The 24,154-nt window shown below is 52.6% G+C and carries 17 protein-coding genes and 1 pseudogene; 5 read left to right on the top strand and 13 right to left on the bottom strand.

Going from position 1 to position 24,154, the window contains the following annotated elements:
• Window positions 1-64: 64 nt before the first annotated feature.
• The 3 genes from OGV94_RS05195 to OGV94_RS05185 all read right to left on the bottom strand — a co-directional run bounded on the left by OGV94_RS05195 (window position 65) and on the right by OGV94_RS05185 (window position 2,876).
• A complete protein-coding gene (locus OGV94_RS05195) occupies window positions 65-1,033 on the bottom strand; it encodes a TerC family protein (protein WP_043018010.1) in 969 nt (322 codons plus the stop codon).
• Window positions 1,034-1,304: 271 nt separating this feature from the next.
• The gene (locus OGV94_RS05190) at window positions 1,305-2,303 is read right to left on the bottom strand and encodes a Gfo/Idh/MocA family protein (protein WP_043017733.1); all 999 of its coding nucleotides are present in this window, start codon (window positions 2,301-2,303) and stop codon (window positions 1,305-1,307) included.
• A gap of 72 nt (window positions 2,304-2,375) precedes the next feature.
• Window positions 2,376-2,876: a M48 metallopeptidase family protein gene (locus tag OGV94_RS05185; RefSeq protein ID WP_016154609.1), complete on the bottom strand. Its 501-nt coding sequence runs from the start codon at window positions 2,874-2,876 to the stop codon at window positions 2,376-2,378.
• Between the two features lie 202 nt (window positions 2,877-3,078).
• Between OGV94_RS05185 and rlmG the strand changes: the two genes are divergently transcribed.
• Window positions 3,079-4,215, top strand: a complete 1,137-nt coding sequence (rlmG, locus tag OGV94_RS05180; RefSeq protein ID WP_043017732.1) for a 23S rRNA (guanine(1835)-N(2))-methyltransferase RlmG — start codon at window positions 3,079-3,081, stop codon at window positions 4,213-4,215.
• 53 nt (window positions 4,216-4,268) lie between these two features.
• Here rlmG and OGV94_RS05175 read toward each other — a convergent pair whose 3' ends face one another.
• The 7 genes and pseudogenes from OGV94_RS05175 to ebgR all read right to left on the bottom strand — a co-directional run bounded on the left by OGV94_RS05175 (window position 4,269) and on the right by ebgR (window position 16,384).
• Window positions 4,269-6,287 (bottom strand): oxidoreductase, encoded by a 2,019-nt coding sequence (locus OGV94_RS05175; RefSeq protein WP_286522780.1) that lies wholly within the window; start codon window positions 6,285-6,287, stop codon window positions 4,269-4,271.
• 229 nt (window positions 6,288-6,516) lie between these two features.
• On the bottom strand, window positions 6,517-8,868 hold the full coding sequence (gene ygjK, locus OGV94_RS05170; protein ID WP_286522777.1) for an alpha-glucosidase: 2,352 nt from the start codon (window positions 8,866-8,868) through the stop codon (window positions 6,517-6,519).
• A 16-nt stretch (window positions 8,869-8,884) separates the two neighbouring features.
• Window positions 8,885-9,947, bottom strand: a pseudogene (ygjJ, locus tag OGV94_RS05165) (protein YgjJ).
• A gap of 208 nt (window positions 9,948-10,155) precedes the next feature.
• A complete protein-coding gene (locus OGV94_RS05160; protein WP_043017728.1) occupies window positions 10,156-11,589 on the bottom strand; it encodes an amino acid permease in 1,434 nt (477 codons plus the stop codon).
• 65 nt (window positions 11,590-11,654) lie between these two features.
• Complete coding sequence (locus OGV94_RS05155; protein WP_003828536.1) at window positions 11,655-12,104, bottom strand: beta-galactosidase subunit beta; 450 nt, start codon at window positions 12,102-12,104, stop codon at window positions 11,655-11,657.
• Entirely contained in the window at window positions 12,101-15,193 is a 3,093-nt protein-coding gene (gene ebgA / locus OGV94_RS05150; RefSeq protein ID WP_043017727.1) for a beta-galactosidase subunit alpha, read from the bottom strand. Before ebgA ends, OGV94_RS05155 begins: the two co-directional genes overlap by 4 nt.
• 207 nt (window positions 15,194-15,400) lie before the next feature.
• The gene (gene ebgR / locus OGV94_RS05145; protein WP_043017726.1) at window positions 15,401-16,384 is read right to left on the bottom strand and encodes a transcriptional regulator EbgR; all 984 of its coding nucleotides are present in this window, start codon (window positions 16,382-16,384) and stop codon (window positions 15,401-15,403) included.
• A gap of 209 nt (window positions 16,385-16,593) precedes the next feature.
• On the opposite strand from ebgR, the gene OGV94_RS05140 reads away from it, so the two are divergent.
• On the top strand, window positions 16,594-16,926 hold the full coding sequence (locus tag OGV94_RS05140) for a tRNA-binding protein (RefSeq protein ID WP_043017725.1): 333 nt from the start codon (window positions 16,594-16,596) through the stop codon (window positions 16,924-16,926).
• Between the two features lie 77 nt (window positions 16,927-17,003).
• Here OGV94_RS05140 and ygjG read toward each other — a convergent pair whose 3' ends face one another.
• The gene (gene ygjG, locus OGV94_RS05135) at window positions 17,004-18,383 is read right to left on the bottom strand and encodes a putrescine aminotransferase (RefSeq protein ID WP_167373420.1); all 1,380 of its coding nucleotides are present in this window, start codon (window positions 18,381-18,383) and stop codon (window positions 17,004-17,006) included.
• Window positions 18,384-18,813: 430 nt separating this feature from the next.
• Between ygjG and OGV94_RS05130 the strand changes: the two genes are divergently transcribed.
• The gene (locus tag OGV94_RS05130) at window positions 18,814-20,334 is read left to right on the top strand and encodes a methyl-accepting chemotaxis protein (protein WP_075145602.1); all 1,521 of its coding nucleotides are present in this window, start codon (window positions 18,814-18,816) and stop codon (window positions 20,332-20,334) included.
• Window positions 20,335-20,387: 53 nt separating this feature from the next.
• Here the strand turns inward: OGV94_RS05130 and OGV94_RS05125 are convergent, their stop codons facing one another.
• Window positions 20,388-21,059: a PadR family transcriptional regulator gene (locus OGV94_RS05125; RefSeq protein ID WP_167373421.1), complete on the bottom strand. Its 672-nt coding sequence runs from the start codon at window positions 21,057-21,059 to the stop codon at window positions 20,388-20,390.
• A gap of 236 nt (window positions 21,060-21,295) precedes the next feature.
• Here OGV94_RS05125 and OGV94_RS05120 point away from each other — a divergent pair, with 236 nt between their 5' ends.
• Entirely contained in the window at window positions 21,296-22,069 is a 774-nt protein-coding gene (locus tag OGV94_RS05120) for a siderophore-interacting protein (RefSeq protein WP_043017721.1), read from the top strand.
• Here OGV94_RS05120 and OGV94_RS05115 read toward each other — a convergent pair whose 3' ends face one another.
• Window positions 22,070-22,918, bottom strand: coding sequence for a helix-turn-helix domain-containing protein (locus OGV94_RS05115; RefSeq protein WP_353622567.1), 849 nt, complete (start codon window positions 22,916-22,918; stop codon window positions 22,070-22,072).
• Window positions 22,919-22,985: 67 nt separating this feature from the next.
• On the opposite strand from OGV94_RS05115, the gene cfa reads away from it, so the two are divergent.
• Window positions 22,986-24,140, top strand: a complete 1,155-nt coding sequence (cfa, locus tag OGV94_RS05110; protein WP_286522772.1) for a cyclopropane fatty acyl phospholipid synthase — start codon at window positions 22,986-22,988, stop codon at window positions 24,138-24,140.
• Window positions 24,141-24,154: the final 14 nt, after the last annotated feature.

Here is a 24,154-nt window from a genome sequence, read left to right as displayed (position 1 = left end):
CATGATAAACAAAAAGCCCGACGCACGCAGTGTGCTGTCGGGCTTTTCAGCTAGCAGATGAAACTTACTGAATTTGCTGCTTTTTATCGTGCTGGTGGTTGACCCACGCGTTCACAATCAGCGTCACAAACAGAATGCCAAATACCACGCCTAACGAGATAGCGATCGGGATATGGTAGAAATCGACGATCAGCATCTTAATACCGATAAACACCAGAATGACCGACAAACCGTACTTCAACATGGAGAAACGCTCCGCCACGCCTGCCAGCAGGAAGTACATCGCGCGCAGACCCAAAATAGCAAACAGGTTCGAGGTCAACACGATGAACGGGTCGGTGGTGACGGCAAAGATAGCCGGGATACTGTCGACGGCAAAAATAACGTCGCTCAGTTCAACCAGAATCAACACCAGCATCAGCGGCGTGACAAACAGCAGGCCGTTTTTACGCACAAAGAATTTTTCATCTTCGATGGTATCGGTCATGCGTAAATGGCCGCGCAGCCAGCGTACTAACGGTCTGTCGCCAATACCGGAGGCATCTTCTTTCGCCAGCGCCATCTTCACGCCGGTAAACAACAGGAATGCGCCGAACACGTACAACAACCACTCAAACTGGGTGATAAGCCAACTGCCGGCGAAGATCATGATCGTACGCAGAACAATCGCGCCCAACACGCCATACACCAGCACCCGACGCTGCAACGCAGGCGGTACGGAGAAGTAGCTGAACAGCATTAACCAGACAAAGACGTTATCTACCGCCAGCGATTTTTCGATCAAATAGCCGGTAAGGAACGCCAGCGCCTGCGGGTCGGCAACGGCGCGGCCCTGGGTTTGGGCCAGGTACCACCAGAAGGCGGCGTTAAACAGTAACGACAGCGTTACCCAGACGATTGACCAGGCCGCAGCCTGCTTCATCGACATCGTATGCGCGCCACGACGACCCTGTAACAGCAGGTCGATGGCCAGCATAATAACCACCACGACAGCGAAGCCACCCCATAATAACGGTGTGCCGACAGTATTCATTGTATTTCCCCATGCATAAAAAAAACGGCCAACGCCGAATGGCATTAGCCGCTGCTTTTTATGCATAGACCTTGCCATTCGGCAAGGTCTCACTTACAACAACAAAGGAATACGATGGCGTATTCCTTTGTTATCGCCCGGCGACCGGATGTGGTTTTTCACACATCGTAATGACGATCAACCGACAACGAAGTTACTCCCCTTTGCGGGTTACAAAATATTACAGGCCATGCATTCAGTCAATGGCCTGCAACATTCGTTTTACACACCTTTACGCAGTCAGCGATGCTACCGCTTCGTCTGCCGGAAAAATCACGCCGGTCTGGCGGCGAATCTCCGTTTGCAGTTTGGCGGTGATACGACTGACGGTCAGTGCCGGGTGATCCACTTCGCCGGATTCAACCAAATGAGCAAAAGCCTCTGCCTCATACAGCATAGTATTGATGTGTTGAGGCGTCGTCAGATCCTGCGTTTTCCCCCCGCGAGGAACGAAACACACTTTCTGACACTCGGAGATATGCTCGATGACCAACGATCCCGACTCGCCCTGAATTTCACTGGCTAATACCGAGTCGCTTACTTTTGAGTGCTGGAGCGTAACGCTGAAATCACCGTAATTCAGCACCACCACGCCGTGAGCGTCCACGCCGCTTTCCAGCAGGCTGGCGCTGGCCTGAACGCTCTGCGGCTCGCCCCACAGCGCAACCGCCGAGGCCAGGCAGTAAAAACCGATATCCATAATCGAGCCGTTGGAGAATGCCGGATTAAACGTGTTCGGATTTTCACCGTCCAGATAGCGCTGGTAACGCGAGGAGTACTGGCAGTAATTGATAAACGCTTTCCTGATTCTTCCAACTTTGGGGAGCGATTGCTGCAACAGCAGGAAGTTAGGTAGGCTGGCGGTCTTAAACGCTTCAAATAGTACAACCTGATTTTCGCGCGAGCAGGCGATAGCGGCTTCGGCTTGCGCCAGGTTTGAGGCCAGCGGCTTTTCGCAAATAACATGCTTTTTATGCCGCAAAAACAGCTCGGTCTGCGGGAAGTGCAGGGAGTTTGGGCTGGCGATGTAGACAGCGTCGATTGCCTCGCTTTGCGCCATCGCTTCCAGCGAAGTAAACAGATGTTCGACGGGGTAATCGTTGGCGAAGGTCTGCGCCTGCTCAAGGCTACGGGAATAAACTGCGGTTAACTTATATTTGCCGGTTTCATGGGCGGCATCGACAAACTGGCGAGTGATCCAGTTTGTGCCAATTACTGCAAAACGTATCATAAAGGCCTTCAGGCTGCGAAAAGGGATTCTTTCGTCAATTTAGCATGCCCTGAAGACAAAGCCAGTGCGCGACTACGCAGTTTGCTTTAACGATTGTTGCGTTAACCACAGGCGGGTATCGAACTCCAGTTGATGGTACTGAGGTTCCATATGACAGCACAGCTGGTAAAACGCTTTGTCGTGCTCTTTTTCTTTCAGATGCGCCAGTTCATGAACGACGATCATACGCAAAAAGGGTTCCGGGGCATTGCGAAAGACGGTGGCGACGCGGATCTCCGCTTTAGCTTTGAGTTTGCCGCCCTGCACGCGAGAAACGGCAGTGTGCAGTCCCAGCGCATTCTTCAGAACGTGGATCTTGCTGTCATACATGACTTTATTCAGCGGCGGGGCATTGCGCAGAAACTGATTTTTCAGATCCTGCGTATATTGCCAGAGCGCTTTGTCGGTGGCGAAATCGTGGGTGCCCGGATAGCGTTTTTCCAGCACTGCGCCCAGGCGCTGTTCAGCTATCAGCGTTCTCACCTGAGAAAGCAAATGTTCCGGATAGCCCTGGAGGTAAGTTAGTTGGTTCATTCATGTCCCATCCACTTCATCCTTCAAGCTGCCTCTGTGTTGGCTGCGTTCGCGCACCCCAGTCACGTACTAAATGTACGCTCCCGGGGATTCACTCACTTGCCGCCTTGATGCAACTTGAATGATTTTGTGTATTCAAAATGTTGTATACTCACGCACCCTTTTCAGGGATACGCCGAAATTTTACCATTCAGGAGGGCCGATGAGCCACACAGACAACGGTTTCCGTTCACTGACACTTAAACGTTTCCCGGAAACGGACGACGTTAACCCGCTGCTGGCGTGGGAAGCGGCGGATGAATATCTGCTGCAACAGCTGGACGATACCGAGATTAGCGGCCCGGTGCTGATCCTGAATGATACCTTCGGCGCGCTGGGCTGTGCGCTGGCGGAACATACGCCGTACAGCATTGGCGACTCCTATCTCAGCGAGCTTGCCACACGCGAGAACCTGCGCCACAACGATATCGCCGAGTCGAGCGTCAAATTCCTCGACAGCACCGCGGAGTATCCGCAGGCGCCGGGCGTGGTGCTGATAAAGCTGCCAAAAACCATGGCGCTGCTGGAGCAGCAGCTGCGCGCGCTGCGCGAAGTGGTAACGCCGCAAACGCGCATCATCGCTGGGGCAAAAGCGCGTGATGTGCATACCTCGACGCTGGAACTGTTTGAAAAAGTGCTGGGTCCAACCACCACGACGCTGGCGTGGAAAAAAGCGCGTCTAATCAACTGTACGTTCAGCAAACCTGAGCTGGCCGCAGCCTCGCAAACGCTGAGCTGGAAGCTGGAAGGTACCGACTGGACTATCCATAACCACGCTAACGTCTTCTCCCGTACCGGGCTGGATATCGGCGCGCGCTTTTTTATCGAGCATCTGCCGGAAAACCTCGAGGGGGAGATTGTGGATCTCGGCTGCGGTAATGGCGTTATCGGTATGACGCTGCTGGCGAAGAACCCGGAAGCCAGCGTGGTATTTGTTGATGAATCGCCGATGGCGGTGGCTTCAAGCCGTTTGAACGTGGAAAGTAACATGCCTGAAGCGCTGGATCGCTGCGAGTTTATGATCAACAACGCGCTGTCTGGCGTCGAACCGTTCCGCTTTAACGCCGTGCTGTGCAACCCTCCGTTCCATCAAAAGCACGCGCTGACGGATAACATTGCCTGGGAGATGTTCCACCACGCCCGCCGCTGCCTGAAAATCAACGGTGAGCTGTACATTGTGGCTAACCGTCACCTCGACTACTTCCACAAGCTGAAGAAGATTTTCGGCAACTGCGTAACCATTGCCACCAATAATAAATTCGTGGTGCTGAAGGCGGTTAAAACCGGTCGTCGTCGCTAACAGGGATGCCGGATGGCGGCTAACGCCTTATCCGGCCTACGAATTACATCCTGTTAAATTTCCAGCGCCAGTCGGGTGCCTTGCGCAATAGCACGTCGGGCATCCAGTTCCATCGCCACATCGCAGCCGCCGATCAGATGCACCGTTTTACCTGCCGCATGGAGCGGATCGACCAGCTCACGGCGCGGCTCTTGTCCGGCGCAAATCACCACGTTATCCACGTTAAAGATCACCGGTTCACCGTTCAGCACGACGTGTAACCCATCATCATCAATCTTCTGATAACTGACTGCCGGGATCATTTTTACGCCGCGTGAGAGCAGGGTGGTGCGATGGATCCACCCCGTCGTTTTACCTAAACCTTGTCCCGGTTTGCTGGCTTTGCGCTGCAGCATCACTATCTGGCGCGGGCTGCGGGATAAGTGCGGACCTTCCGGGCGTAAACCGCCAGGCTGTTGCAGGCTGGTGTCGATCCCCCACTCCACGCAGAACTCCGCAATGTTCTGGCTGGTGGGATCGCCGGGCTGGCTCAGATACATGGCAGTATCGAAACCGATCCCGCCGCAGCCAACGATTGCCACGCGTTTGCCCACTGGCGTTTTATCGCGCAGGACGTCGAGATAGCTCAGCACTTTAGGATGTTCGATCCCCTCGATCGGCGGTATGCGCGGCTCGATCCCGCTGGCAAGGATCACTTCGTCGAAGGTGTGCAGATCGCGTGCGCTGACAAAGTGATTCAGCTTTAGCGTCACGCCAGTCACGTCGATCATCCGGCGGTAGTAGCGCAGGGTTTCATAGAATTCTTCTTTGCCGGGGATCTGTTTGGCGATATTAAACTGCCCGCCAATCTCGCCATGCGCGTCAAACAGCGTGACGTGATGTCCGCGTGCGGCAGCATTAATAGCGAAGGCGAGGCCGGCAGGGCCTGCGCCGACAACCGCCAGATTTTTCTGCACAGTTGCCGCAACGATCGGCATTTTGGTTTCATGGCAGGCTCGCGGATTCACCAGACAAGAGGTGACTTTGCCGACGAAGATCTGATCGAGACAGGCCTGGTTACAGCCGATACAGGTGTTGATCTCATCTGCTCGTCCGGTCTGCGCTTTTGACAGCAGTTCGGCATCGGCGAGGAACGGACGGGCCATCGACACCATATCGGCGTCGCCACGGGCCAGAATGTCATCGGCGACCTGGGGATCGTTAATGCGGTTGGTGGTGACCAGTGGGATCGTCACATGCCCTTTCAGCTTACGCGTCACCCAACTAAACGCGCCGCGCGGTACCGGGGTAGCGATAGTGGGAATACGCGCCTCATGCCAGCCAATACCGGTGTTAATAATGGTGGCCCCGGCGGCTTCTATAGCCTGCGCCAACTGGACGGTTTCGTCGAAGGTTCCACCGTTTTCCACCAGATCGAGCATCGACAGGCGGAAGATAATAATAAAGTCATTCCCGGCACGCTGGCGTACCGCTCGCACCACCTCAACGGCTAAACGCATGCGGTTGGCATACTCACCGCCCCATTGGTCATCGCGCTGGTTGGTACGCAGAGTCAGGAATTCGTTGATGAGATACCCTTCCGAACCCATCACTTCTACGCCATCGTAGCCCGCTTCCCGTGCCAGCTGTGCGCAGTGGGCAAAATCTTCAATCAACTGCAGCACTTCATCGTGCGTCAGTTCATGCGGCGTAAAGCGGTTGATTGGCGCCTGAATGGCAGAAGGCGCCACCAGATGCGGCTGGTAGCTGTAACGCCCGGTATGCAGAATTTGCAGGGCGATTTTGCCGCCTTCATCATGCACGGCGTCGGTAATGACACGATGGTGTGCAAGCTGGCTGGTGTCGTTGAGCATCGCGCCACCTTCCATCCCTACGCCGGAAAGCGCAGGCGCAATACCTCCGCTCACAATCAGAGCCACACCGTGACGGGCGCGTTCGGCGTAGAACGCGGCCAGCCGTTGGGCACCGTCGGGATACTCCTCCAGCCCGGTATGCATTGAACCCATCAGCACGCGGTTTTTAAGCGTGGTGAAGCCTAAATCGAGCGGGGCGAACAGCGACGGATAGCTCATAAAGGTGTCCAGTATGTAAAATTATTGTTATGTGGTCGGATGAGTTAATAATTTAGCCGTCACCGCGTAAAAGGGAAAAGGGGAATGCCGTGATTGTGATGGGATTCAAAAAAGGAGTGGGAGCAGAGAATGAATTTGCCGAATGTCGGTGCAAGCACCTAACCCGGCCGGTGAAAATGTGTCTTTGTGGGCCGGATGAGCGAAACGTCATCCGGCCAAATGCTACCGATTACTGTTTTTTAAGAAAATCGTTATACAGCATATAGAGATGCGCCGCGCTCCAGGAGAAGTTCGGTGCGCCCTGTTGGGCGCCGGTCAATGGGTTATAGTTTTCCTGAATCGGACCGTCTGCGGTCAGGCCTTTGGCGTGGCTGAAGAAGGTATCCGCCAGTTTTAACGCTTCATCGCGATAGCCGTAACGCTCCATCCCTTTTAGCCCGAACCAGAACTGATCCACCCAGACGCGCCCGCGCCAGTATATATCCGCGCCGAAAGCCGGGTTGGTCAACGCCGCCGTGCCAAGCGGGACAAAGGTGTTGAACTCTTTGGGGTCGAGCATCACCTTAATTACCGCGTCCGCATGGGTCTGCGTCGCCGCACCGTTAAACAGCGGCGACCAACCTTCCGGCCCTTTGCCGCGTTCGACGATCGGTTTACCCGCACAGCCGTTTGCCAGCGGGGTATCTTCGATCCTGACGTCATAGAAGAATTGGGTGTCAGGGTCGAACATACAGGTATTGATGTAATCCGCGAGATTTTGCGCCAACTGGCGGTAGCGCTGCGCCTCCTGGTGTTTACCGAGCAGGGTCGCCATCTGTGCCAGATAATGGTTGTCGCTGTACATGTAGCTGGCCTGATCCACCGACTCCTGCATTAGCGAGTAACCCAGCAACTTACCGTCTTTACTGCGGTTTTCGGCAAATTTCACCACCCAGTCGCTGCGTTTTCCACCGCTCGCGACGTATTTATCCAGTTGATCTTTATCGATAAAACCGAATACTGCCGCATCATCACGACCGGACTCCCACGAGGCGGCAACCTGTGCCGGGATCTCCAGGCTGTCATACTGGCCTTTATCGATCACGGCGGCGTAGTTGTTCAGTCCAAAGAGGGTTTCTTCCTTGTCGCCTTTTTTCACCGTAAACAGCATTTCACCGCTGTCGGTATTGTGGGCTTTATCGCGCGTAGCGCCGTATTCCGGCACGCCGTTGCCGTTGTGATCGCGGTTACGCAGCCACCAGTCGTGATACGCCACCAGCTTTGGATACATCTCTTCGAGCCAGGCCTTGTCTTTGGTGACGTTGTAAACCTCCATCACCGACCAGGCCGCCAGGCTGGGTTTGGTGTTGCGCTCGTTCCAGTTACCGCCGTCGCCGCCGCGTTCCGGGCTGAGATTCCAGGCAATCAGGTCGGGAAGGAATCCGGCATCCTGCGCACGAACCGGATCGCCAGGTTTAACCTGCCATGAAAAGACGGCGCGAATGTTCTCTTTGGCGATATCCGGGTTAAAGTGCGCCATGGCGAAGGCCTGTTTCCAGGTGTCCCACGGCCAGGTTTGGTTGCCGGAGAACCAGCGGCCGGTGACCGAAGGCGTCACGGTATTGTGTTTTACCGCCCCGCCTGGCGAGCGCCAGTTGCCGTTCAGCGTTTCAATAGCTTTAACCGCGACCCGGGTTTGTTCCGTTGTGGCATCCGGGTTGGTTAAGCCTTTTTGCAGATAATCTGCCCAGCACTTTTGCGATGCCGCAAGATACCAGGCCGGGCGCGCCAGAATATCGCGGATCTGCGGCTGCTCTTTCGCCACATCCTCGGCGGTAAGCAGATGAGAATAGGTGGTGTAGAAAGTGGTTGAACCTTTGATATGGGCCTTCCCCATGAAGCGATGACCGTTAACCGTCGTTTTCATGGCGACAGATTTATGCACCTGATACTCCGACTCACCGGAGGTGAGCAGATCCCAGGTTGAGCGCACTTTGCCGAAGGTGACTTTCAGGCCATCGTGTGTGGCGGTGATTTTGCGCTGATAGCCAGGGAATTCGCCATCAATGGTTTTATCTGACAGCGCTTTTCCCTCTTTGGCTTCCAGCTTCGATAGCAGCTCGCCGTCCCACACCAGATCCAGCGGCGTGTCGCTGGTGATTTTGGTTTCCAGCAGCGAGGTGCGGGGACTGGCAAAACGCAGCGTCATCTCTATTTGCACATGCTTAGATGACAGCTTTTGCACCAGCGCGCCCGGAATGCTGTAGGCCTCAAGTGCGAAATCGACCTTTTTACCGTGCTGGTACACCGTCAGACGGTCAAAATTATTGGCCATAAAATTGATGTATTCTTCGGTCAGCAATGCCACGCCCGGAAAGCCGCCCATCGTGGCGGGACCGTCCGGCAGCAAATGACCGTGCCAGGCGCCAAGATCGAAAAAGGGATTAAAGCGCTGGTGGTCGTCGTGATCGTAGTCATGCATGTAGCCCGGCGCACCGGTGCGATTAATGATGTTTTTAAAGTCGTCAGCACTGGCGGCATGCGCGGAGACGTTCATCAGCAGGATGCAGGCCAGCGGCGTAAGAAGAGGTTTCATGTTCATGGTGTTCCGGTCCTTGTTACCAATAGAAATATTGCATCAGGAAGATTTGGTCGCTCGGGTCGCCAGATGCATTCTGCATTATAGAACCGGCTGTCGAAGGCGGTAGCGAAACGCCCGCCGCCGTATTCATACCAGATACCGAACTGCATAAAGGAAGTGGTTTCGTCCTCATAGCTATCCGGTCGGTGTTTGGCGTAACTATAAGCGGTGGAGAGGTAAACGCCTTTTAGTGCTTCATACATCGCGCTGACCATATAGCCGGTCTCGGTGCCGGGCACATCCAGCCCGTCGGCGCGGCCCGTGTGGTGCCAGGCGCGGGCGGCGAAGTTGGGCGAGAGGATACCTGTCAGGAACAACTGTCCGGTACCATCCGTTATCTCCAGGCCGTTCATCCAGGTTACGCCTTCGATCAGATCGTACTGGATGTAGCCGTTCATCATGGCCGGATAGGTATATTTATCGTCGTAGCGATCGTATTTACCAAAGTGCAGCCAGGCTTTGCTCTCGTCGTGGTGTCCGGCGGGCGTCGCGGTCACGCTATAGCGCAAAGGACCGGTCAGGTTTTGCACCTTAATGGCGGTCATGATGTCGCGGGTATTAGGAATGACGTAGCCCAGGTCTGGAGTGAAATCCCCCCACCATTGCAGGTCATCCAGCGAAGAGTCCTGGCGCAGGCTGAGCATCAGCTCCGTGCCATCATCGGTGCGGTAACCACCGTAAAAGCGGTTGATCCCGCCCTCGAATCCGCCCCAGCTATGGTCAGGAACCCAGGCATTGCCCTGATGGTCCGCTTGTACGGTCCAGCCCTCGCCGTAGATCAGACCAAACCACGAGCCGTGTTTTATCTCCAGGCCACCTTCTATATAGGTACCATCGCTGTATTTATGTTTGTCTTTTCCTTCTAAATCCATATATCCACCCATGCCCAATTCGCCATAAAAACGAAATGACGGGGAAGATATTTCGGGCGTTTTCGTGTCGTCGTGTTCTGCAGGGCGAACTTCTTCTGCACCCAGAGAGGAGACGCAGAAAAAGGGCAGGGCAAGAATTGCCCTGCAACAGAGGCTAATGTTTTTCATGCTTCGATCCTAAGCCAAATAAAAGATAATTTTTATTGTTATATACCCGTCATACTTCAAGCTGCATGTGCGTTAGCTACGTTCGTTCACCCCAGTCACATAGTTATCTATGCTCCTGGGAATTCACTCACTTGCCGCCTTCATGCTACTCGAATTATTTTGGTTATAGCCTTGGCGAATATTGTTTATTGTTATTCTGTTTTAGTCATTAATTGATATCTGAAGCAGGGGCCGCCTCAATAGCTTTTTCTTCTTTAGTCAGCCCTTTGATGTATTTACTGTATTTCCACCAGGCGAAGCCGAGGAAAATAACAATTCCACCAACGTTATAGAAAATAATGGTTATGATGTTACCGCCGGTCGGGAAGGTAGAGGCGATAAATCCGATGGTGAAAAGAACAATCAGCATCGAGACCACAATAATGCCGGTTTTTTGTGAACCCATACGGAAGTCACGCGGTAAGTGATCCAGTTTTGCGCGCAGATTCAGGTAAGCCAGCATAATAAACAGCGGCGGCAGCATCGATGCGGCGGCGGTCATGTTGATGATGGTGTTCATTAAATCCTGCACGGTATTGGAGCCGAGGGTTGGGATAATCATCAGCGGGATAACGATCAGGAACTGGATCCACGCTGCGCGGGCCGGAACGCCATTTTCATTCAGTTCGACGGTTTTTTTACCGAAAATACCCGCCGGAATTTCAGAGAAGAAGATCTTCACCGGCGTGGCGGTCCACATCAGCAGAGAGCCGAACATCGCGGTAAAGGAGACCAGGCCGACAAAGCGGTTCACGACCAGTTCCGGCAGGCCGAAATATGCCGCCAGGCCGTGGAATACCTGCACCGAACCACCGGTAAACTTCAGCTCTTTGCTGCTGACAAAGACGTTGATCAGCACCGAGGAGATGGAATAGAGCACGCCGATAAAAATCCCGGCAATGATAATGACCTTCACGAATGATTTGGAACCACCCTTGACGTCGTTGACGTACACCGCCACCGACTCTGCGCCGCCTGCCGCCATAAAGATCCAGGTGGTGATACCCAGGAAGGCCCAGTTAAAATTCGGGATCATTGCGTCTACGGTGATAGGGTCAGCAGGCTGTACGCCGCCAACCAGTGCAGTACCCGCCAGTAAGATATAGGATAGCGTCAGCAGCAGCATCAACGTGGAGGTGACTGAGGTAATTGGTCCTAACATTTTTGCGCCGTTGGTCGAAACCCAGGTGGAGAAGGCAAACAGCACCATACTTAACACGGTAGTCGCGAACGGCGTCAGAATGTATTCGTAGCCTAAAAAAGCATATGAGGCGTAGGCGATAACGCGGGGCAAAAGCGAGGTAAAAAAGAACAGGTTAACGAACCAGTAGGTGTAGGCGGTAATAAATGCCCAACGTCCGCCCAGCGAACTTTTTACCCATGCGTAGACACCGGCTTCGGAGTTTTTATTCAGCGAAACAAATTCGGCGATGATTAAACAGAATGGAATAAAGTAGAAAATCGTCGCGAGGAAAAACATCGGTGCGGATGCCAGACCAAGCTCAATATTATTATTGATTACGTTATTAAAACTATAAACCGCGGCAAAAGTGAGTGAAAGTAAGCCGAACTTGCCGATGGTATTACGTTTGGTATCAGACATAGCACATCTCCGATTCCTGATTATTATAGGGTACTGGCGGCGCAACGTCGGCGCCGCCTGTGTTTTTATTTATTATGAAAATAACCATCTTCGATGGTGACTTTGAGTACGACTTTTTTCACTGCGTTATTACAAATAAAACGATAGGCCTCATGGTTGTCACAAATAACCATTTGTCCTTCGTGCACTTCTACGGTTTTTCCACAACCTTTCAGATATTCGCGATCGGTTTCATCGCGATAGTATTCAACCACCTGGAGATCCTCTTTGGCGGCATACTCTATTTTTTGCTGTCCTTGCAGATAGTAATGGATCTCAAAATAACGACGGTGGCCGGTAAACAGCGCATCGGTCGCGGAGTCTGTTTCCACGCGGTAGCTCAGGGAATCACCGATCGAGTGGGCGACGCCTGGCTGAATATTGTCAATATTTTCAATAGCCTCGACGCAGCGTTGCCATTTCCGACCCGAAGCATAGCGTTGCTGGAACTGCTCTAAGTTGTCGATGATCCTCATTTTGTATTCTCGCTGTGCAAATTCGTGGAAAAGAATCCGGTGCCAAAGGCGCGGTTGGCGGTGGTTTGAGCGCCAGACTCGCTGCCGGAAAACGGCAACAACGTGAAGCCGTAGCTGAATGATGTAAACCAGACGCGCCAGGAATCGAGCACCTCACTTCCCCACGAATTGGAACCTAGTCCCAACAACTGGTGGTCCAGATTCAGGGTGATGTCATCGCTACGCTGTAGCGCGTTGCAGTGCTGTGCGGCGAAGATATTTTCTGGCGTATAGCGCCAGGCGCTCAGGTTGACAGGGCGCTGCCCAACCACCAGAAGACCGTTGCCGTGGCGGTTGGTTAGCGTTGCCCAGCGCACGTCCTGACGATTGCCGTTGTTTTGCGGGAACGGATAATTTTCGAACATCTCATCCACGCTGCTGCGCCAGATGTCGATGATGTTGGCCTGCTGGCTATCGGCATAGTTTTCACCGGGACCACGTCCGTAATATGCCACCTGGCCCAAATCACCGTTGATGCCCATCGTGAAGCCGATGCACGGAATGATGTCCCGGTACTCTCCGTAAGGCTGGCCGGAAAGCTCTACGTTCAACTGACCGTCCGCGGCAATGCGCCAGCGATAGGTGCAGCGCATACCGAAATCGAATACCGGCGGGGCGATAATGGTCTGGCTGGTTATCAGCAGCGCATCATCGGTTTGCTCAAGGGTAAACTCGCGCAGATGCTCCTGCATAATCTGTAAATGATTCGGCTGCCAGAGGCCTTCGAACTCTTGCTTGTGGTTATCAATGGTCGGTTTGAAGAAATTAATCTTCGGCTCGCGGGTAATCAGCTCTTCGCCATTGACGTTCCAGGCGATCGGCTTACCGGTCAGCTTTGAGAAGGTCAGATGGAAGTTATAACCGCGAACGGTGCAGCTCTGGCGGCTGTCTTCCAGCGTCAGAGGGGTGGAATTTTGCAGACTAAACGGTACGGTAGCCGCCGTTCTGGCTTTCAGTGGAAACTGATACGTCGCGATGTGATGCCCGGCTTCGCTGTATAGCGTGCGGGAATCTTTCGTCACACTGACGTTAAGGAACGCTTCGCGCGCATCCAGCTCCGGCAGTGCGCATTGCAGGAGCGCATCGCTGTTGGGAGGAACGTCACGTAGTTTTATCTGCTGAACAGAGAGCGTATCTCCTTCGGCGCGAACCTCAATATGCAAGGTGTAGTCGTCAAGCGTGGTGAACCACAGTTTGTTTTCTACCCGCAGTTCGCCGCGAGCCAGATCCTGTGCGCGTACTTTCACTGGCGCAATTACCTGCTTGTACTCTTGCAGTCCTGGTCCTGGGGTTTGATCGGAATAAATCAGGCCATCAAGGCAGAAGTTGTAGTTGTTCGGATAGTCGCCGTAGTCGCCGCCATAGTTGTACCAGACGTTGCCGTCGTCATCTTTGGCCTGAATCCCGTGATCGCACCACTCCCAGACATAGTGCCCCTGAATGCAATCATGCTGATAGAAGACGTTCTGATATTCTGTTAGCCCGCCGGGACCGTTACCCATGGCGTGCGCATACTCGCAGATGATGCGTGGCTTAGGATGCGGATATTCACCAAACTCATTCATCAGCGGCACGCGGGTGTACATGGTGGAGATGATATCCACCACTTCGGCGTCACGATCTTCTTCGTAATGGATCAAACGCGTGTCATCCAGCGCTTTTGCAGCGTGATACATGGCGCGGATGTTACAGCCGTATCCGGATTCGTTGCCGAGTGACCAGATGACGATCGACGGGTGGTTTTTCTGCGCATGGACGTGGCGCACGATGCGCTCAACGTAGACATTTTCCCATAGCGGATCGTCGGTTATCCGGCTGATATCGCCGATATTAGCGAAGCCGTGAGATTCAACGTCGGTTTCGGCCATCACGAACAGACCGTAGATATCGCACAATTCATAGAAGCGCGGATCGTTCGGGTAATGGGCGGTGCGTACGGAGTTGATATTGTGCTGCTTCATTAACAGCAGATCTTTTTCAACGCGATCCATACCGACCGCGCGGCCCTTAAGATGATCGTTATCGTGGCGGTTAACGCCATGCAGCATCACGTAGCGATTATTGATGTAAAACAGACCGTCGCGAACTTTAATATCGCGGAATCCGACGCGCTGTGGCACGACTTCAAGGATGTTGCCGCTGGCATCTTTCAGCGTCATCACCAGATGGTAGAGATACGGCGATTCCGCCGACCACTGCTGCGGCGCGCTGACCTTGAAATTAAACGCGGTCTGCGTTTGTTTATCCACCTTCAGGGTATTAATCACGCCGCTATGCAGCGCCTGCTCAGCGTCAAACAAGGTGTATTCGAGCGACGCTATCGCCGGCGTGGCGGCCAGGTTTTCCAGCGCAATGTCGCAAGAGAGGGTGGCGTCGCGATAGTCATCATCGAACTCGGTGCGAACGGTAAAATCCTGAATATGGGTCGCCTGTTTGCCTACCAGATAGACGTCGCGGAAAATTCCCGCCGACCACCACATGTCCTGGTCTTCAACGTAGGTGGAATCAGCCCATTGCATTACGCGAACGCACAGCAGGTTGTCACCGGTGCGCACCATTGCGCTGATATCAAATTCGGCCGTCAGGCGGCTGCCTTTGCTGAAGCCAACGTACTGACCATTCACGTAAACTTCGAAGTAGGTTTCTACGCCATCAAACTTTATCAGCGTCTGTTTGCCCTGCCAGCCTTCGCTGAGGGAGAAAATGCGCTGGTAGGCTCCGGTGGGGTTATTGGTCGGAACGTAGGGGACGTCAATCGGGAAAGGAAAACCTTCGTCGGTATACTGCAGCTTACCGTGTCCTTCCATCTGCCACATGCCTGGGACGGTGATGCTGCCCCAGTCGTTCATAAACTGCGACGTAAAGGCTTCCGGCACCTGTAGCGGATGCTCAAAGAACTGAAAATTCCACTGACCGCTTAACAGCTGAAAGAGGCTGCTGGTTTCGCGGGCAAACGAGCGAGCCTGCGCAACGGAGTCATAAGAGAAAAAATATGCGCGTGGCGCCAGTCGATTTTCGTGGGTGAGCTGAATGTTTTCCCAGCGATTCATAAGGCCTCCCGGTGGAGAAAAATCGGAACCATTCATTGTAATGGTGAGTAAGTGTAATTGATGGTGATTTTAGTAAAAGTTTTACTAAAATATAGCGGATGAAGTGATTTACTTTAACTGGATCACGAAAATAATTCGGACGCAGAAAAGAATGCATGACAATGCGCGCCCGGCATCAGAAGAAACCGGGCGGGTTAACGGGGGATTTTAGCGGGTGGTGCCGCGCAGTTTCAGCTTGCTGGGAACAAAAACCAGCAGGGGAAGCGCACGCCCGTCGCGGGCTTTCTCGAACAGCAGGTTGACGCCCTGACTGCCCATCATTTCAGAATGAATGCGAACGGTGGAAAGCGGAGGAAAGGTGAAACGCGCCGTTGGAATATCATTAACGCTTATCAGCGAAATATCCTGTGGAATGTTCAGACCACGCTCGTGGATGGCGCGCAGAACGCCAATAGCAATCGAATCTGAAGCCACAAACAGGGCGCTGGGATAGTCGGGTTTTGCCAGCATTTCTTTAGCCAGTTCATAGCCTGATGAACTGGAGAAACCGCCGCGATAGATGTCCTGTTCAGAAACGACCTGCTGCAGACGACCGTATTCGACAAACGCGGCTTCGCGGATATCGGCCTTGCCCGGCTGGTCTTCACCACCGATGAAGCCAATGCGGGTGACGCCCTGGGCAATGAAAAAGTCGATGCTCTCTTTGCTGATGCGGGCCAGATCGATATCGACGGCGTCATATTCGCTGCCGGGTTCATGGAAATCGATAAAGCAGATGTTGTCGGTAAGCGCTGTTGCCGCCTCGCGCAGAGCGGGAGAAGGCTTGCCGACAATAAGAATGCCGGTAATGTGTTTGCTCTCCGGCAGTCCACTGTGCTCATAGCAGTTGGTCAGTTCGATCCCGAGTTTCTCACACTGGGTTTCAATCCCATGGCGGATCGCGAGGTAGTAAGGATCGTTGATTTCCAAATCCTGCTGATAGCTGTAGAGCGCCAGAATATGCTGGGGACCGAGCGCATTGGTCTGGTTCTTACGGGCGCTGCTGGTTTTGTACTCCAGCTTTTCCGCGATCTCCAGAATGCGATGCTTAGTCTCTTCTTTTACATTCAGCGTGGGGTCATCGTTTAAAACCCGGGACACTGTCGCCAGGGACACGCCAGCTTCGATTGCGATGTCTTTAAGTGTTGCCATGTTTGCCTTTTCCCTGAGTTACCTGCGCATTATAAATGAAGTGCTTATCTATTCATCTGTTTTCAGTAAAAAAAGCATGTTTAATTGACATGCTCGGGGTAAAACCGGGCTTTCAGAGTGTGATGAGTACGTCATTTTCCCGCTTTTGAGAACAATGCCTGGAAAATATTTTGCTAGTATTTAGTAAAATTTTACCAGAGGAGAAAACAATGGATATCGTCGCATTTGCTGATTTTGCCCGAATGGAAATACGTGTTGGAAAAATCGCACAGGTAAAGCGCCATGACAATGCCGATAAGCTGTATATCGTACAGGTAGATGTTGGAGAGCGTACGCTGCAAACCGTGACCAGCCTGGTTCCTTATTACAGCGAAGAGGAGCTAATGGGGAAAACGGTAGTGGTGCTGTGTAACCTGCAAAAGGCCAAAATGCGCGGTGAAACATCTGAGTGTATGCTGCTGTGCGCTGAGACGGATGATGGCAGCGAAAGCGTGCTGTTAACGCCAGAACGGGTGATGCCTGTGGGTGTGCGGATTGTTTGAGTTAGGCTAATTGCCGGATGGCGGCTACGCCTTATCCGGCCTACAAAAGGGTATCTTTTATAGGCCGGGTAAGGTTGTTACACCTGCTCCACGCTCACCCGTAATGCTGCCAGGGCTTTGCGCGTTGCTCGCAATACCAGATCGCATTGCTCGATCGTTAACGTCAACGGCGGTTCGATACGGATCGTCTTTGCATTGTTCAGCGTGCCGGCTACCAGCACCCGCTGGCGGAACATCTCACTGGCAAAGTTGTAGCCGATTTCATTATCAACAAACTCAATCGCCATCAGCATGCCCTTACCGCGTACATCATGTACCAGGTCCGGGTATTCCCGCGCAAGCTGGCGGAAACCATCCAGCAACATATCGCCTTTCTGCTCCGCCTGAGCCGGTAAATTTTGCTCCAGCAGGACGTTAATGGTGGCCAGCGCAGCCGCGCAAGCAAGCGGGTTGCCGCCAAACGTGGTGGTATGCAGGAAAGGATTGTCGAACAGGACGGAGAATACCTCTTCGGTGGCAATGGTTGCGCCAATGGGCATCACGCCGCCGCCCAGCGCTTTAGCCAGGCACATAATGTCGGGCTGCACGTTTTCGTGTTCGCAGGCGAACATTTTGCCAGTACGACCCATGCCGGTCTGCACTTCGTCAAGGATCATTAGCGCGCCAAACTCATCGCAAAGTTTACGAACGGCGGTTAAATACCCTTGCGGCGGCAGGATCACGCCCCCTTCACCCTGGATCGGTTCGAGGATCACGGCAGCGACGTCGTCACCGGTTTTTTTACACTCGCTGAGCACGGTGCGCATCGCGTTAATATCGCCAAACGGTACATGGCGGAAACCCGGCAGCAGCGGCATAAAGGGTTTGCGGAAGGTGGATTTAGCCGTGGCGGACAGCGCGCCCAGCGATTTACCGTGGAATGCGCCGCTGGTGGCAATAAACGTAAATTTACCGCGCGGTGATTGATACGCTTTCGCCAGCTTCAGAGCGGCTTCAACCGACTCGGTCCCGCTGTTACAGAAAAAACTGTATTTCAGCTTACCTGGGGCCAGTGCGGCGAGGGTTTTTGCCAGCATGGCCCGCAGAGGGTCGAGTAGCTCCTGGCTATGCAGAGGTTGTTTCGCGAGTTGATTCTGTACGGCGGAAACCACGACTGGATTACGGTGCCCCACGTTGAAAATTCCAAAACCACCCAGGCAATCGACGAACTCCTGCCCCTGGGTGTCGACAAGCGTATTCAGGCTTCCCGCTTGCCACTCTACGGCTCCGTAATCCCCGCCTGCTGTTACAGATTTTCGATACTCTAAGAACCCCGGATTGACATGCTCCTTGAAGTATTCAATCACCTCTCGGTTTAATGATTTCATTTCCTCATGATCAAGCGTGCGCTTTTCGATGAGATTCAGTGCGTGTGCGCTGCAGGCCAGGGCCGATGCGCTGGAAGGTAACCTGTTCAAAATATGCTCCCGGAGCTGGCGTATCACATGATACTGATTTAAGTATTGCAGGGATTGCGCCATTCCGGCGCGCTTAGCAAAAATCGGGATAAACACCAGGAAACATCTTATTTGCGCAACATTTAATGCCAGCGCTTAACATTTGCTGGCATTTTGCCCATGTTCAGACTGAGAAAACAGATCGGAAAACCCCTTTTCTGCGCTAAAAATGAGCAATATTCGCCCTGTGACGGTGCATTGGTAGAAGTGAAATTGAATAGTTTCTGATTGAAAGTATTTTAAATCAATGGATTAGAATGCGTACAAATTTTGAGGTTTAATCGCAAATTGCGATCTAAATCAAATTTAACAACTAAAGATAAAAAAATTATCGCCGAAATAACATAAGCCGAAAGAGTTAACAACCAGATAACCTGCACAGGACGCAATCATGTCTTCTCATCCCTACGTTAGTCAGCAAAATACACCGCTGGATGATGATATCACCCTCATGTCGACTACCGATTTACAAAGCTATATCACCCATGCGAACGATACCTTTGTCCAGGTCAGTGGCTATCAACTAAATGAATTGCTCGAAAAACCGCACAACCTGGTTCGTCATCCGGACATGCCAAAAGCGGCGTTTGCGGATATGTGGTACACCCTGAAGCAGGGTGAGCCATGGAGCGGGATTGTGAAAAACCGGCGTAAGAATGGCGATCACTACTGGGTAAGGGCCAATGCGGTGCCGATGGTGCGGGAAGGGCGTGTAACCGGGTATATGTCGATCCGTACCCGGGCAACTGACGAGGAGATTGCGGCGGTAGAGCCTTTATATAAAGCGCTGAATGAAGGGCGTTGCAATCGACGAATTCATAAAGGCCTGGTGGTACGCAAAGGCTGGTTGGGTAAATTCCCGGCGCTGCCGATTCGCTGGCGAGTGCGCAGCGTAATGGCGTTTATGTTTATTTTACTGGCGGCCGCATTGCAGCAAATGGGCGCCGAATGGCCGTTACTGCTGACGAGCGTGTTGGTGATGCTTTTAGGAACGGCTATTTTCGAATGGCAGATTGTGCGTCCTATTGAGAATGTCGCCCGTCAGGCGCTTAAAGTGGCGACCGGTGAGCGGAACAGCGTGTCGCATCTTAACCGCAGTGATGAGCTGGGCCTGATGCTGCGAGCGGTCGGGCAACTGGGGCTAATGTGCCGTTGGCTCATCCATGATGTCTCCAGCCAGGTGAGTTGTGTACGCAGCGACAGTGAAACGCTGGCGAAAGGCAGTGATGATTTAAACAAGCATACGCAGCAGACCGTAGAGAATGTGCAGGAAACGGTGACCACCATGAATCAGATGGCGGCATCGGTAAAACAAAACTCTGAGACCGCCGCCGCAGCCGATAAACTCTCCATCGCCGCCAGCAGCGCGGCAACGCACGGCGGCGAGGCGATGGATACCGTCATCAAAACCATGGACGATATCGCCAACAGCACCCAGAGGATCGGCACCATTACGACGCTGATTAACGATATTGCTTTCCAGACCAACATTCTGGCTTTGAACGCCGCCGTTGAAGCTGCACGGGCAGGTGAGCAAGGGAAAGGGTTCGCCGTGGTGGCGGGAGAAGTGCGTCATCTTGCCAGTCGCAGCGCCAGTGCGGCCAATGATATCCGCAAGCTGATTGATGCCAGCGCCGATAAAGTGCAGTCCGGCTCCGATCAGGTTCACGCTGCAGGGCGCACGATGGACGATATTGTGGCGCAGGTGCAAAACGTCACTCAGCTGATCGCCCAAATCAGCCACTCAACGCTGGAGCAGTCAGATGGCCTTTCCAGCCTGACTCGGGCAGTGAATGAACTGAGCAATATTACGCAGAAAAACGCCGAACTGGTTGAAGAGAGCGCCCAGATTTCTGCGATGGTGAAGCATCGCGCTGGTCGACTGGAAGATGCTGTCACGGTGCTACATTAATATAAACCCTACAGGCGGAACGGCGGGCAAACGGGTCCCGCCTGCAGTGTAAATTAATCCAGCTGAGTAATATCCAGCGCAGCGCGATCGATAATACCGATGATTTTTTTGATCTGCGCATCGCTGGTATCACCATGATTAACCCGTAGGTCCAGCACGGCTTTGAAGTTTTCCAGCGCGCGTTTCATCTGCGGATTCTTGCGTAATTCAAAACCCACGCAGCGGGCTTTAATACGTTCGTGGATATGTTCCAGATGCTCACGGTTTTCATCCAGCCATTGCTGGCCCTGAGTCGTGATCGCAATCTGTTTACGCCCACCTTCCTCGTCGCTGATGGTGATCAGTGCCTGATCCTGCAAGAAATCCAGCGTCGGATAGATAACGCCCGGGCTCGGGGTATAGTTACCCTGAGTCAGGGTTTCAATTGCTTTAATCAGCTCATAGCCGTGGCTGGCGTCGCGGGTCAGGATATCCAGAATGACCAGGCGTAATTCTCCGTGACCGAAGAAGCGTTGGCGACGACCACCGCCCCCGCGACGGTGCCCACAACCCTGTTCGTGGTGATGTTCTTTGTTACAGCCTTCATGGCGATGTTCTTCACCTTTGCAGCAACCTGCATGGTGCTCGTTGTGGCGGCCTTCGTGGTGATGTCCTTCACCCTTGCAGCAGCCTTCGTGTTGGTGCTCAGTATGTTTGCAGCAACCTTCATGATGGTTTTGCATCATCGTCTCCTGATGTTGTTTAGATATATCTAATTTATATCTAAAAATTGTCATCTTGCAAGTCTACAAATTATATTTTGTTTAATATGATGATTATTAACAGTTTTTATTGGTTGGTGCTGTCAGTCTATTCTGACGGTGACTATATCAAAAAAGTGCTTGCAATTCTCTTGATTAGCAATCATTATCATTTAAAAATGTATTTAGATATATCGTATTATCTTCACAAGGCGAAAAAAATGACAAAAAACACCTCACGCTACCCCCAGCGCGTTCGTAATGAACTGCGCTTTCGGGAACTTACCGTCCTGCGCGTAGAACGTATTAGCGCGGGCTTTCAGCGCATTGTACTGGGCGGGGACGCTCTGGACGGTTTTAGCTCACACGGGTTTGACGACCATACCAAGGTCTTTTTCCCTGAACCGGGCAGCCATTTTGTGCCGCCTGTCGTCACCGATGAAGGCATTGTCTGGGCTGATGGCGTACGTCCGTTATCCCGTGATTACACGCCGTTGTATGACGAAGCGCGCCATGAGCTGGCGCTGGATTTTTATATCCATGACGGTGGTGTGGCAAGTACGTGGGCGATGAATGCCCGTGAGGGGGACAAGCTGACAATTGGCGGACCGCGCGGTTCTTTGGTGGTGCCAGAGGATTATGCGTATCAGGTTTATGTGTGTGATGAATCGGGAATGCCCGCGCTGCGCCGACGCCTGGAGTCGCTCAGTCGTTTAGCGGTACGTCCGCACGTCACGGCGCTGGTCAGCGTGCAAGATGCAGCATACCAGGACTATTTTGCCCACCTCGACGGGTTTACTATTCAGTGGTTTATCGGTCATGACGAGCAGGCGGTGAATGAACACTTATCGCGGCTAAGCGTGCCAGCAGACGATTATTACATCTGGATCACTGGCGAAGGGAAGGTGGTCAAAAACCTGAGTGCTCGCTTTGAAACCGAGGCGTTCGATCAGCAACGGGTTCGCGCAGCGGCTTACTGGCATCAGCGCCGTTAATCAGTAATTAGACGGCGGAACGCCAAACGCCTGGCGGAATGCGTAGCTAAATGCCGCGGTGCTTGAATACCCCACGTCGAGCGCCACGGCGGTTACGCTTTTATTTTTCTTCAGCATTAATACGGATTCCAGAATACGCATTTTTTGCTTCCAGACGCTGAAAGGCAATCCGGTTTCTTTTTTGAAATGGCGTGAAAAGGTACGGGCAGACATACCCAGATGCTGCGACCAGTATTCAACCGAATGCTCCAGTGCGGGAGATTCTTGTATGGTTCGGCAAACTTTGTTTAATTCGCTATCCTGCGGCCAGGGTAATACAAAAGCGACTTCCGGGAGCTGCAGAATAATGTCGACCAGGACGCTGACCAGCTTGCCCTCTTTTGACTGGCTATCATAATGGCCTGAAATTGAATTCGTGGCGTAATGAATAAACTCTCTGGCGAAATCACTGATTGCCACCACTTTACATTCATTAATGCTCTCTTCAAGAAAGCCCGGATTAATATCCAGATTTTCTAAATACACATCATCCAGTGCCCAAACCGTATGCTCCGTATTATTCGGGATCCAGATGCCATAATGTGCCGGAATTATCCAGCACTTGCCGGCAACATCAATACGCATACTGCCTTTACGGGCGAAATGAAACTGTATAAAAGAGTGTGAATGCTGTGGAACATGATGGTTAGCTTCCAGGACATAAGAGCGAAAGTACACGTCCTGCGGCAGTTCCGTCATGGAGTTATCCGGGTAGAAGTTCCACTGCTTTTGCGCGAGAGTTTCCATAAATGAATCGTCAATGATCCCGATGATGTGTCTGCTACTCGATAGATCTTGTCCGCAGATCATAATACATACACCCTTTTTTCCATAATAATCTTGTGTAAGAATTTTTAGCCCACTTTTGGTAAATACCATGAATTCGCTTTGTTCAGATGCTGTGATCGTCAATGAAATAAATGATAACTGGACCCGAATGGGAAAAGAGCTGCTTTCGCAAGCGGATATCAGAATTAATGGCTCGCGAGCGTGGGACATTCAACTTCATCACACCGGTTTCTTTAAACGGGTATTGCAACAAGGCTCATTAGGACTTGGTGAAAGCTATATGGAAGGCTGGTGGGACTGTGAGCGGCTCGATATTCTGTTCTGCAAAATCCTCAAAGCAAAACTCGACCAGCAGATGCCGGGAAATCTGAAAGATATTTTACGCATTGCCAGCGCGCGCCTGTTTAATTTGCAGTCGCGGAGCCGGGCATGGATAGTCGGCAAAGAACATTATGATATTGGTAACGATCTCTTTGCGCTGATGCTTGATCCGCATATGCAATATTCCTGTGGTTACTGGAAAGATGCGACCACATTAGAAGATGCGCAAAATGCCAAATTAAAAATGATCTGCGAGAAGCTGCAGCTTAAACCGGGTATGCGTTTACTCGATATCGGTTGTGGCTGGGGCGGGCTGGCGGAGTATGCGGCACGTCATTATGGCGCGGTGGTAGAAGGTGTTACCATTTCCAAAGAGCAGCAGAAAATGGCGCAGCAGCGCTGTGAAGGTCTGGACGTTAACATTCTGCTGCAGGATTATCGCGACCTTGATAAACACTACGATCGCATTGTCTCCGTGGGGATGTTTGAACACGTCGGGCCGAAAAACTACGATACCTATTTCAGCATCGCCGACCGTTGTTTAAAACCGGACGGGCTCTTCCTGCTGCATACCATCGGTAGCAATAAAAAAGGGATGAGCGTCGATCCATGGATCAACAAATACATTTTCCCGAACGGTTGCTTACCGTCGATTTCCCATATTGCCGAGGCCAGCGAATCACGGTTTGTGATGGAGGACTGGCATAACTTTGGCAGCGATTACGATAAAACGCTGATGGCCTGGCACGAGCGCTTTAATCAGGCCTGGCCGGAGCTGTCGTCACGTTATTCCGCCACCTTCAGAAGAATGTTTAATTACTATTTATGCGCCTGCGCCGGGGCTTTCCGCGCCCGAGATATCGAGCTTTGGCAGGTACTGTTTAGCCGTGGCGTCGAGGGTGGCCTCCGCGTTTATCGTTAACGTTCTGCCTGATG

It is taken from the genome of Citrobacter sp. Ce006, from assembly GCF_030336535.1.
Taxonomy (GTDB): Bacteria; Pseudomonadota; Gammaproteobacteria; order Enterobacterales; family Enterobacteriaceae; genus Citrobacter; species Citrobacter europaeus.
The sequence above is the reverse complement of the archived record's forward strand: the minus strand, read 5'-3'. Positions and strand labels throughout refer to the sequence as shown.